This is a genomic window from Micromonospora sp. DT81.3, from assembly GCF_049847225.1.
Lineage (GTDB): Bacteria > Actinomycetota > Actinomycetes > Actinomycetales > Microbacteriaceae > Microbacterium.
Genome location: NZ_JBNCNY010000006.1, coordinates 277,019 through 288,069 on the forward strand (window position 1 = coordinate 277,019; position 11,051 = coordinate 288,069).

General features: G+C 68.2%; 12 protein-coding genes and 1 tRNA gene. 1 reads left to right on the forward strand and 12 read right to left on the reverse strand.

The window, feature by feature from the left end:
* Positions 1 to 11: 11 nt before the first annotated feature.
* Positions 12 to 1,169 carry an acyl-CoA dehydrogenase family protein gene (locus ACPW96_RS15480; protein WP_425884132.1) on the reverse strand — a complete coding sequence of 386 codons (1,158 nt, stop codon included), beginning with the start codon at positions 1,167 to 1,169 and terminating at the stop codon, positions 12 to 14.
* A gap of 108 nt (positions 1,170 to 1,277) precedes the next feature.
* Between ACPW96_RS15480 and ACPW96_RS15485 the strand changes: the two genes are divergently transcribed.
* Complete coding sequence (locus tag ACPW96_RS15485; RefSeq protein ID WP_425884134.1) at positions 1,278 to 2,045, forward strand: winged helix-turn-helix transcriptional regulator; 768 nt, start codon at positions 1,278 to 1,280, stop codon at positions 2,043 to 2,045.
* Here ACPW96_RS15485 and ACPW96_RS15490 read toward each other — a convergent pair.
* The 11 genes from ACPW96_RS15490 to ACPW96_RS15540 form a co-directional block, all read right to left on the reverse strand.
* A complete protein-coding gene (locus ACPW96_RS15490) occupies positions 1,980 to 2,801 on the reverse strand; it encodes an amino acid ABC transporter ATP-binding protein (protein ID WP_425884135.1) in 822 nt (273 codons plus the stop codon). The two genes, ACPW96_RS15485 and ACPW96_RS15490, sit on opposite strands and share 66 nt — an antisense overlap.
* Positions 2,788 to 3,459: an amino acid ABC transporter permease gene (locus ACPW96_RS15495; RefSeq protein WP_425820662.1), complete on the reverse strand. Its 672-nt coding sequence runs from the start codon at positions 3,457 to 3,459 to the stop codon at positions 2,788 to 2,790. The genes ACPW96_RS15490 and ACPW96_RS15495 overlap by 14 nt, the downstream gene beginning before the upstream one ends.
* A gap of 69 nt (positions 3,460 to 3,528) precedes the next feature.
* The gene (locus ACPW96_RS15500) at positions 3,529 to 4,335 is read right to left on the reverse strand and encodes an amino acid ABC transporter substrate-binding protein (protein WP_425884136.1); all 807 of its coding nucleotides are present in this window, start codon (positions 4,333 to 4,335) and stop codon (positions 3,529 to 3,531) included.
* 173 nt (positions 4,336 to 4,508) lie between these two features.
* Positions 4,509 to 5,198, reverse strand: a complete 690-nt coding sequence (gene rplA, locus ACPW96_RS15505; protein WP_425820660.1) for a 50S ribosomal protein L1 — start codon at positions 5,196 to 5,198, stop codon at positions 4,509 to 4,511.
* A gap of 15 nt (positions 5,199 to 5,213) precedes the next feature.
* Positions 5,214 to 5,645, reverse strand: a complete 432-nt coding sequence (rplK, locus tag ACPW96_RS15510; protein ID WP_425820659.1) for a 50S ribosomal protein L11 — start codon at positions 5,643 to 5,645, stop codon at positions 5,214 to 5,216.
* A 122-nt stretch (positions 5,646 to 5,767) separates the two neighbouring features.
* Positions 5,768 to 6,949, reverse strand: a complete 1,182-nt coding sequence (gene nusG, locus ACPW96_RS15515; RefSeq protein ID WP_425820658.1) for a transcription termination/antitermination protein NusG — start codon at positions 6,947 to 6,949, stop codon at positions 5,768 to 5,770.
* Between the two features lie 72 nt (positions 6,950 to 7,021).
* Positions 7,022 to 7,300, reverse strand: coding sequence for a preprotein translocase subunit SecE (gene secE / locus ACPW96_RS15520; protein WP_425820657.1), 279 nt, complete (start codon positions 7,298 to 7,300; stop codon positions 7,022 to 7,024).
* A 39-nt stretch (positions 7,301 to 7,339) separates the two neighbouring features.
* Positions 7,340 to 7,412: transfer RNA gene (locus tag ACPW96_RS15525), tRNA-Trp, on the reverse strand.
* A 156-nt stretch (positions 7,413 to 7,568) separates the two neighbouring features.
* A complete protein-coding gene (locus tag ACPW96_RS15530) occupies positions 7,569 to 8,024 on the reverse strand; it encodes an NUDIX hydrolase (protein WP_425820656.1) in 456 nt (151 codons plus the stop codon).
* Between the two features lie 170 nt (positions 8,025 to 8,194).
* Entirely contained in the window at positions 8,195 to 9,562 is a 1,368-nt protein-coding gene (locus ACPW96_RS15535; protein WP_425884138.1) for an NAD-dependent succinate-semialdehyde dehydrogenase, read from the reverse strand.
* Between the two features lie 21 nt (positions 9,563 to 9,583).
* Positions 9,584 to 11,050, reverse strand: a complete 1,467-nt coding sequence (locus ACPW96_RS15540) for an NAD-dependent succinate-semialdehyde dehydrogenase (RefSeq protein ID WP_425884140.1) — start codon at positions 11,048 to 11,050, stop codon at positions 9,584 to 9,586.
* Position 11,051 lies beyond the last annotated feature (1 nt).

Sequence of the window (11,051 nt, forward strand, 5' to 3'; positions counted from 1 at the left end):
GCGCGCTGCGCTCAGTCGGCGGCAACGCCGAGCGCGTGCCGGCCCGCAGCGAGGAGCGTCGCCTCCGGGGTGAGCGGATGAAACGCCGCCGCACGGATGTCGCGGTAGCAGCGCTCGATGACAGAGCCCTTGAAGTAGGAGCTTCCGCCTGCCACCTGCATCGCCAGGTCGCACACCTCGACCCCCGCGCGGGCGATCTCGGCCTTCGCCGTCATGACGGCGAGAAATCCCTCGTAGGACGGCGTCGGGTCATCGCCGAGCTGCGCCAGCGCGCCATCCAGGGCCCATCCGGCGACCTGGAGGCGTGACCGCATCAGCCCGATCAGCCGCTGCGCAACCGGATCATCGCTGTTCCGCCCGCCGGCCTTCACCGCCTCGGCGAAGGCCGCCTCGGCCACGCCGAGATACGCGCCGGAGATGATCGCGAAGCCGATGCTCGCGATCACCTGCAGCGGCGGATCGATGACCCCGTAGGGGCGGTCGGCGAGCACCCGTTCCTGCGGGACGAAGACGTCCGTGAGCACGACGTCGTCGCTGGCCGTTCCGCGCATGCCGAGCACGTCCCAGTTGTTCGCGACGGCGACCCCCTCGGCGGCCAGCGGCACCGCCATGTTCAGCACGCGCATGCCACGCACGGGATCGGAGAACGGGAACATCGTCGACATCACCGTGCCGGCGCTCGATTGGCTGACGAATCGCTTGCGTCCGCTGACGCGGTATCCGCCGTCGACGGCGACGGCCTCCCCGGAGGGGTGCGTGAAATCGCCGCCGCCCGTGGAGACGAGCACGATCTGCTCGTCGGCGATGCGGCGGAGGGTTGCTTCGGCCCCCGGCAGGCCGCGCCGGTACCGCCACGCGGTGAAGCAGGTGACGTGCTGATGCATGGCGCTGGCGAGCGCCGTCGCCCCGCAGTAGTGGCCGAGCGTGCGCTGCAGACCCGCCAGGTCGCGGATCGTCGCGCCGCTCCCGCCGAGCTCGACGGGGACGGCGGCGCTCAGCAGACCCGCCTCGCGCAGCGCGTCGTACGACTCGGTGACGAACGTGCCGTCCCGATCGTGGCGTGCGGCGTGCTCGGCGAGGATGGGGCCGATCGCGTCGGCCCGTTCGATGAAAGCGCGATCGATGAGAGGGGTGGCGGCCGGGACCGCGCTGGTGTCAAGAGTGGTCATACCGCCAGCATCCGCTCGTGCCCGCCGCCGTTCCAGTGCACGTTCGCGACCGCACCGGTCCAGATTCGGGACTACCCACCGCGTCCCCAACGGCGGGACCATAGGGACATGGCAGATTACGGGCGGTACTGTCCCGTCGCGATGGCCAGCGAGATCATGGCCGACCGCTGGACTCCCCTCATCGTGCGCGAGCTCGTGCTGGGCAACACGCGATTCAACGACATCGCGCGCGCATTGCCGGGGATCTCGCGCTCGCTGCTGGTGCAGCGACTGCGGCACCTCGAGCGGAACGGCGTGCTCGAGAGATGGCCCTCGCCGACGGGTCACGGCAGCGAGTACCACTTGACGCCGGCGGGCCGCGACCTCGAGCGGGTCATCGACAGCCTCGGGCGCTGGGCCATCGAGTGGCTGTTCGATGACATGCAGCCCCACGAAGTCGAGCCCACGACCCTCATGTGGTGGATGCATCGCCGTGTCGATCCGGACCGGTTCCCGCCGCGCCGCGTCGTCATCGAGTGGCGACACACCGCTCCCGCACCGGAGACGATCTGGTTCGTGCTGGAGCACCGCGCCGTGTCGGTGTGCACGCAGCATCCGGGATTCGGCGTGGACCTCGTGGTGACGATGGCGACGGCAGATCTCGCCGACGTCTTCCAGGGCTACCGCCGGTGGCGGGATGCGGTGGATTCCCGGGCGATCTCGGTGGACGGCGCTCCTCGCCTCGCGGATGCGCTGCCCACCTGGTTCGTGTGGAGTCCCTGGGTCGATGTCACGCACGCCCGTGCTCATCGGCCGGTGTCGGCCCGACGGTCAGCCCTCGAAGGGCCGCAGGATGCGGTCGAGGAAGCGACGCGTCCGCTCGTGGGTGGGGTGTGAGAGCAGGGTCTTCGGCGCTCCGCGCTCGAGGATGACGCCGCCGTCGAAGAACAGCACCTCGTCGGCCACCTCGCGCGCGAACGCCAGTTCGTGCGTCACGATGACCATCGTCCACCCCTCGTCCGCCAGTTCCTTGAGCACCAGCAGCACCTCGCCGACGAGCTCGACGTCGAGGGCGCTGGTGGGCTCGTCGAACAGGAGCAGCGCCGGCTGAAGCGCCAGGGCGCGGACGATTCCGACGCGCTGCTGCTGACCGCCGGAGAGCTCGAACGGATAGGCGTCCCGCTTCTCGCTGAGCCCCACGCGCGAGAGCAGAGCATCGGCCCTCGCGGTCGCCTCCGCCCGGGGAACCTTGTGCGCGTGCACAGGACCCTCGATGACGTTCTGCAGCACCGTCCGGTGCGGGAACAGGTTGTGGTGCTGGAAGACCATCGCCGAACGGTCCCGCAGGGCGACGCGGTCGGCCTTCGAGACGGGCTTGGAGAAGTCGATCGCCGGACCGCCGTCGAAGGTGACAGTCCCGGCATCCGGGGTCTCCAGGCCATTGAGCGAGCGCAGCACCGTGGTCTTGCCCGAGCCGCTCGGGCCGATGAGCGCCACGACCTCGCCGCGCCGCACCTCGAAGTCGACGCCGTCGAGCACGAGATTGGATCCGAAGCTCTTCTGCAGTCCCGACACGCGCAGAAGCGGCCGGTCATCGCCCGGCGCGGGCGGCGCGAGGGCGTCGTCTCCTGGGGAGTCATCAGTGGGCGACATAGCGGTCGAGCCTCCGTTCGATCGCGCTCTGACCCGTTGCCAGCACGAGGCAGAACAGCCAGTAGATGAGCGCCGCTTCGAGATAGATCGCGAGGAACTCGAACGTGAAGGCCGCGATCTGCTGCGCCGTCCGGGTCAGTTCGGTGACCAGGATGACGGACGCGAGCGAGGTGTCCTTCACCAGCGAGATGAACGTGTTCGACAGCGGAGGGACCGACACCCGCGCCGCCTGCGGGAGCACGATGCGGGTCAGCGTCTGCGTGGGCGAGAACCCGACGGTGTGGCCTGCCTCCCACTGGCCCTTCGGCACCGACAGGATGGCGGCACGGATCACCTCGGCGGCGTAGCCTCCGACGTTCAGCGAGAACGCGATGATCGCGGCAGGCCACGGATCTATCACGACGCCCACGGACGGCAGTCCGTAGAAGATCACGAACAGCTGCACGAGCAGAGGCGTTCCACGGATCACCGACACGTAGAACCGTGCGATGCCTGACAGCACCCGGTTGCGGGAGAGTCGCAGCAGCGCCACCGCGAGGGCGATCACGAGGCCGAGCGCGAACGAGGAGAGCGCGAGTGGGATGGTCGCGGTCAGCCCGGCCAGCAGCAGCGGCCAGAACGAGTCGATGAGCAGCTGCCAGATGCCGGTGTCATCCATAGACGATCCTTTCCGCCCCGTGGCGGCAGAGAAGGCCGTCGCCCGCGGGAGCGGGCGACGGTTGAAGGTCTACTGGGTGACGTCCGCGCCGAAGTACTTCTCGCTGATCTCAGCCAGGACGCCCTCCTCGCGCAACTCGGCGAGCGCATCGTCGATGGCAGCGACGAGGTCGGTCTTGTCCTTCGTCAGCGCGAAGGCGTTGTACGCGGGGTCGTCGGTCTCGGCGGCGATCTTCAGGCCGGTGGGGCCTTCGCTCTTCTCGTAGTCCAGGAACGTGAGGTTGTCGTTGATCGTGGCGTCGACCCGGCCCTGCTCCAGCAGCGCCACGGCCTGGGCCCACCCCTCGACCGCCTCGACGGTCGCGCCGCTCTCCTGGGCGAGCTCGTACCAGTTGCTCGTGAGGGACTGGGCGGTCGTCTTGCCCGCGAGGTCCTCGAAGCTCGAGATCGAGTCATCGTCCTCGGGCACGACGATCACGCCGGGCGACACCGTGTACGGGTCGGTGAAAAGGTACTTCTCCTCGCGCTCGGGGTTGATCGAGACCTGGTTCGCGATGACGTCGAAGCGTCCGGCGTCGAGCCCGGCGAAGATCGCATCCCACTGCGTCTCCTCGAAGGCGATCTCGAGCCCCAGCTTGTCCGCGACGGCTTCTGCGATCTCCACGTCGAAGCCGACGAGGTCGCCGCTCTCGTCATGGAAGGTGAAGGGGCGGTACGTGCCCTCGGTCGCTACGGTCAGCGTGCCCGCCTGCACGAGGCCGAAGTCCTCGCCCCCGGCGGAGGATTCCGGGCTCGCGGTGCCGCTGCTGCAGGCGGACAGCGTGACGACCGCGGTGACGGCGAGAACGATGGCGGAGAAGGTGGTACGGCGTGACATGGGTGGGGAACTCCTGTGATTCGGGCCGGCAGCGCGCGGGCAGGACTGACAAGTACAACATGCATCGGCATGGATACCGCATCTTGATTACGCCGGGTGTCGGTTCTCCGGCTCTGCGGAACCACGAAGGGGCCTTGCCTGTTTCGGCAAGACCCCTTCGTTGAGAGTCGGACTCAGATGGCGTTGACATCCAGCGGGATGCCGGGGCCGAACGTGGTCGACACCGCACCCTTCTGGATGTAGCGGCCCTTCGAGCTGGACGGCTTGAGGCGGACGATCTCCTCGAGAGCGGCCTTGACGTTCTCGTCGAGCTGCTCCTCCGAGAAGGAGGCCTTGCCGACGACGAAGTGCACGTTGGCGTGCTTGTCGACACGGAACTCGATCTTGCCGCCCTTGATCTCCTCGACGGCCTTGGCCGGGTTGGGGGTCACGGTGCCGGTCTTCGGGTTGGGCATGAGCCCACGGGGGCCGAGCACCTTTCCGAGACGACCGACCTGGCCCATGAGCTCGGGGGTCGAGACCGCGGCGTCGAACGACGTGTAGCCGCCGGCGACCTTCTCGATGAGCTCGGCGCCGCCGACCTCATCCGCGCCGGCCGCGATCGCGGCCTCGGCCGCGGGGCCGGTCGCGAACACGATGACCCGAGCGGTCTTGCCGGTGCCATGCGGGAGGATGACGGTGCCACGCACCATCTGGTCCGCCTTGCGCGGGTCGACGGCGAGCTTGAGCGCGACCTCGACGGTCGAGTCGAACTTGGTCGAACCGGTCTGCTTCGCGAGGGCGACGGCCTCGGTCGGGGTGTAGAACTTGTCCGCGTCGATCTTCGCCGCGGCGGCCTGGTAGGCCTTGGACTTGGTTGCCATGGTCTTCTCCCCTTCCTAGTTCTCGACCGTGATGCCCATGGAGCGGGCGGTGCCGGCGATGATCAGCGAGGCGGCCTCGATGTCGTTGGCGTTCAGGTCGGGCATCTTGGTCTCGGCGATCTCGCGCACCTGCTCCTTGGTGAGCTTGGCCACCTTGGTCGTGTGCGGGGTCGGCGAGCCCTTGGCGACGCCGGCGGCCTTCTTGATGAGCTCCGCGGCCGGCGGGGTCTTCAAGATGAACGTGAAGCTGCGGTCCTCGTAGACGGTGATCTCAACGGGGATGACGTTGCCGCGCTGGGCCTCGGTCGCCGCGTTGTACGCCTTGCAGAACTCCATGATGTTGACGCCGTGCTGACCGAGCGCGGGCCCGATCGGCGGGGCGGGGTTGGCAGCGCCGGCCTTGATCTGAAGCTTGATCAGGCCGGTCACCTTCTTCCTGGGTGCCATTTCTTCTTCCTTTCATCGAGCGGATGCCGGGCCCTTCGACAAGCTCAGGGACCGATCCGTTCTCCCGCGCGTCCGGCATCTCCGGACAGCGGTTCTCCCGGAGTCGTGCTCCGGGAAGCCTTTTACAGTTTGGTGACCTGGTCGAACGACAGCTCGACCGGGGTCTCGCGCTCGAACAGGGAGACGAGCACCGTGAGCTTGCCGCTCTCGGGCTTGATCTCGCTGATCGTGCCGGGGAGGCCCGCGAACGAGCCTTCCTTGATGGTGATCGTCTCGCCGACCTCGAAGTCGACCTCGGCCGGGATGCTGCGCGACTGGGTCGCGGAGCCCTTGGCGGCGCCGCCGGACTTCGTCTGGGCGACCTCCTTGACCTCGACGAGGGACTTCAGCATCGTGAAGGCCTCTTCGAAGCGCAGCGGCGTGGGGTTGTGGGCGTTGCCCACGAAGCCCGTGACGCCGGGGGTGTGCCGCACGACCGACCAGGTGTCCTCATTCAGCTCCATGCGCACGAGCACGTAGCCCGGGATGCGCACGCGCGTGACCATCTTGCGCTGGCCGTTCTTGATCTCGACGACGTCCTCCATCGGGACCTCGATCTGGTAGATGTCTTCCTCTACCTCGAGCGTGGACTTGCGCTGCTCGATGTTGGCCTTCACCTTGCGCTCGAAGCCCGCGTACGAGTGGATGACGTACCACTTGCCGGGGAGCGAGCGCAGCTCGGCCCGGAACGCCTCGTACGGGTCGGCGTCCTCGTCGACCTCTTCGCCGTCGGGGACGACGGCGCCGTCCGACAGCCCGTCCTCGTCGGCGGAGGATTCGAAGTCGAGCGCCAGGTCGCCGGGAAGCGACGCCGGGTCCTCGTCGGCTTCTGCCTCGTCGACGACGGATGCCGCGGCATCCAGTTCTGCGACGAAGTCCTCGTCCAGTACGGGCGCATCCGGCTCGCCGTTGATGTCGGGGCCGTCGTAGGGCGTCACGTCGTCGGCGTGCTCGGCGGCTTCTTCGGCCGCCTCCTCTGCGAGGGAGTCGTTCAGCACCTCGGCGGCAGCTTCGCTCTCGGCTGCTTCATCGAGGTTCAGGGCGTCGTTCACGATGGCGTCTGCCTCCGGGTCGTCGATGTCGATGTCTTCTGCGTCGCCCGCGTCGTCGTCCTCGTCATCCACGATGTGGAGGGCGGCGTGCTCGGCGGGTTCGACGGCGCGCTCTTCCTGGGCGAGGACGTTGCCCTCCTGGGCCTCGTCGTCCTCGCTGGACTGCTCGGCAGCCGTCGCCCAGTCGGCGTCGTCGACATATCTTTCAGACACTGAGATCTCTTTCGTTTGAGGGGCGGGACACCGTCGTCAGGCGCTGCCCGCGTGCGTCGCGGAGGCGACGGCTCAGGGGTTCACCGCTTGGCCGGGGACCCCGAAGACGACCGTCGTGAGCCACGAGAACACCAGGTCGAGGCCGTAGACGAGCCCCATCATGATCACGACGAAGCCGAGCACGACCGCCGTGAACTTCAGCAGTTCCTGACGGGTGGGGGTGACGACCTTGCGCAATTCCGCGAGGACCTGGCGGATGAACACCGCGATGCGAGTGAAGATGTTCGGCTTCTTCTCGCGTGGGGTGCCGCTAGCTGCGACCACCTCGCCGCCGGGTGCGTCCTGGACCATCCTGAATGTACCTTTCGTGTGCCAGCGTGCGCTGACGCGCAGGGCGGACAGGAATCGAACCTGCAACCTGCGGTTTTGGAGACCGCTGCTCTGCCAATTGAGCTACCGCCCTAGAGACCGTTCTGGCCTCGGATGCCCGCACTTCTCCGCCGCGCACTGTGTGAGAGGGTGTGTGCCCTGTCGCGGGCACGGCGAAAGAATGCAGACTTCAACTGCATCCACCAGTCTACGGCATGCCCCCGCCCGGGGCGAACCGGGCCGGAACCTCTCAGGATGCCGACGCCGCGAGAACGCGCGCCAGAATCGCCCGCACGTCCTCGGGATCGAACTCGTCGGTCGATGCCGCGAGCTCCTGCGGAGTGAACCAGCGGATGTCCACGATGTCGTCGTGCTCGCTCTCGGTCCAGTCGTCGCGAACGATCTCGAACCGGTGTGTGCGCAGCAGGAAGTAGGTCGCATCCGTCTCGTCGAACTCGTGTCCGGCCGGAAGGGGGCGACGCTCGTGCCACACAGGATCCCCGAGCGACGGAACGCGCAGGCCGGTCTCCTCGAACAGTTCCCGGATCGCGGCCGCGTGCACGTCCTCACCGGGATCGACCCCACCGCCGGGGGTCAGCCACCGCTCGGGAAGGATCCGGCGCGACCAGTGGGTCTTCAGGAGCAGGATCGCGTCCTCCCGATCAAGAACCAGGATGCGCGCGGTACGCCGAAGACTCGAACTCACCCGCCGACCCTACCCCGTCGATCCGTCGCACCCACCGATCCCCAACCCCGGCCCCTCCCTCAGAGCAAGCAGCCCTGCTGTCGACGAGCGCAGCGATGTCCCCCGCGAGCAATCGGGGTAGGGGCCCCGCTCTTGCTCGCAGGGGGACATCGCGGAGCGGACCTCGAAACCTAGGCCCCGACGCGGATGAGTTTCTTGTTCACGAACTCGTCCGCCGCGAGCAGTCCGAGCTCGCGCCCGGTGCCGCTGCGCTTGACGCCGCCGAATGGCAGTTCCGGACTGTCGGCGAGCACCAGATTGACGTAGACCATCCCCGCCTCGATGCGGTCGGCCAGGCGCTCGGCCTGCTCTTCGTCGGTCGTGAAGAGGTACGACCCGAGCCCGAAGGGCGTGTCGTTGGCGACGGCGATCGCCTGCTCCTCGTCGGAGACGCGGTAGACGATGCCGACGGGGCCGAAGAACTCCTCGCGGTAGGCATCCATGTCCGGCGTCACGTCGGTCAGCACCGTGCCCGGGAAGTACGCGCCGTCGCGCTTTCCACCGGCGACCAGCGTGGCGCCCTGGGCAACGGCACGGTCCACCTGCTCCTGGAGCCGCTCCGCTGCCACCATCGACGAGAGCGGGCCGAGCACGGTGTCCTCGGCGAACGGGTCGCCGACCTTGGCCGCCGTCATCCCGGCCGTGAACTTCTGCAGGAACTGGTCGTACAGGTCGTCGGCGATGATGAAGCGCTTCGCCGCGTTGCAGGACTGGCCCGTATTGTCGAGCCGCGCATCCACCGCTGACTGCACCGCTCCATCCAGGTCGTTCGTCGAGAGGAGGATGAACGGGTCGGAACCACCCAGTTCGAGCACGACCTTCTTGAGGTTGCGCCCCGCCACCTCGCCCACTGCTGCGCCGGCGCGCTCGGAGCCCGTCAGCGAGACGCCCTGCACGCGTGGGTCGGCGATGATGGTCGCCGCCTGCTCGTTGCTCACGAAGACATTGACGTAGGCGCCCTCCGGCAAGCCCGCGTCGCGGTGGATCTTCTCCAGCGCGAGAGCGGACTCGGGGCACTGCCCGGCATGCTTGAGCAGGATCGTGTTGCCCACGATGAGGTTCGGGGCGGCGAAGCGGGCGACCTGATAGTACGGGAAGTTCCAGGGCATGATGCCCAGCAGCGGCCCGAGCGACGAGCGCCGGATCACCGCGGTCCCCTCGGCGAGGATCGCGATCGGCGTGTCCCTCATGATCTCTTCGGCGTTGTCTGCGTAGAACTCGACGATGTCGGCGGCGAAGTCGACCTCGGCGAGCGCGGCTTCCCGCGGCTTGCCCATCTCGCGAACGATGGTGTCGGCAAGCTCCTCCCGCCGCTCGCGGTGCAGCTCGGCGACACGACGCACAAGCCGAGCGCGATCGGCCACGCTGGAGTTCCGCGACCAGTCCCGGTGCGCCGCGGACGCGGCCGCGATCGCGGCCTCGACCTGCTCGTCGGTGAAGGTGTCGTACGTGGCCAGGGTCTCACCCGTGGCCGGATTGATGACGGCGTATTCGCTCATGAGTCTCCGATCCGTCCCGCGTCAGTCGACGGGGATCAGCGTGTACTTGGTCGACAGGTATTCGTGGATGCCCTCGAGGCCGCCCTCGCGGCCGATGCCGGACTGCTTGACGCCGCCGAACGGGGCCGCAGCGTTCGACACGACGCCGACGTTGAGGCCCATCATCCCGGTCTCGAGACGGTCGATCATCCGGTGCCCGCGCTGCAGGTCCTGGGTGAATACGTAGGAGACGAGCCCGTATTCCGTGTCGTTGGCGAGGCGCACGGCTTCGTCCTCGTCGGCGAACGTGGCGATCGCGAGCACCGGCCCGAAGATCTCCTCGCGGAGGATCTGGCTGCCGGGCACGACGCCGGAGAGAACGGTGGGCTCGTAGAACGTGCCCTCACCCTCTATGCGCGACCCACCCGCCAGCACGCTCGCGCCGCGATCGACCGCGTCATCAACCAGCTCGGAGGCCTTGTCCACGGCGCCCTCGTTGATCAGCGGGCCGATCTGCACGCCCTCCTCGGTGCCGCGGCCGACGCGCATGGACGAGACGCGCTCGGCCACGCGCGCCGCGAACTCCTCAGCGACCGCCTCGTGCACGATGAAGCGGTTCGCCGCCGTGCACGCCTGCCCGATGTTGCGGAACTTGGCGAGCATCGCGCCGTCGACCGCCTTGTCGAGGTCCGCATCCTCGAAGATGACGAAGGGTGCGTTGCCGCCCAGCTCCATCGATACGCGCAGCACGCCCTCTGCGGCCTGGGCGATGAGCTTGCGGCCCACCTCGGTCGACCCCGTGAACGAGAGCTTCTTCAAGCGCGGGTCGGCGATGATCGGGCCGGAGACGGACCCGGAGGAGGACGTGGTCAGCACATTGACGACGCCGGCCGGCAGCCCCGCCTCGGCCAGGATGGACGCGAAGTACAGCGTCGTGAGGGGTGTGAGCTCGGCCGGCTTGATGACCACGGTGCACCCGGCGGCGAGCGCCGGCGCGATCTTGCGCGTGGCCATCGCGAACGGGAAGTTCCACGGCGTGACGAAGAACGACGGGCCGACGGGGCGCTGCGAGACGATCATCCGCCCCGTGCCTTCGGGGTTCAGTCCATAGCGGCCGGCGATGCGCACCGCCTCTTCCGAGAACCACCGGAGGAATTCTCCGCCGTAGACGACCTCGCCGCGCGACTCGGCGAGGGGCTTGCCCATCTCGAGGGTCATGAGCAGGGCGAGATCCTCTTTGCGCTCCTGCACGAGGTCGAATGCCCGGCGCAGGATGTCGCTGCGGGTGCGCGGCGGCGTGGCCGCCCACGCATCCTGAGCCGCCACCGCCGCATCCAGCGCCCGAGCGCCGTCGTCGACGCTCGCGTCGGCGATCGAGCGGATGACGAGGCCGGTCGAGGGGTCCCGCACATCGAGCGTCGCTCCCCCGGCGGCATCCACCCATTCGCCCCCGATGAAGAGCTGGTTGGGCACCGATTCGAGCAGCGCGGATTCGCGTTCGTCGGTCATG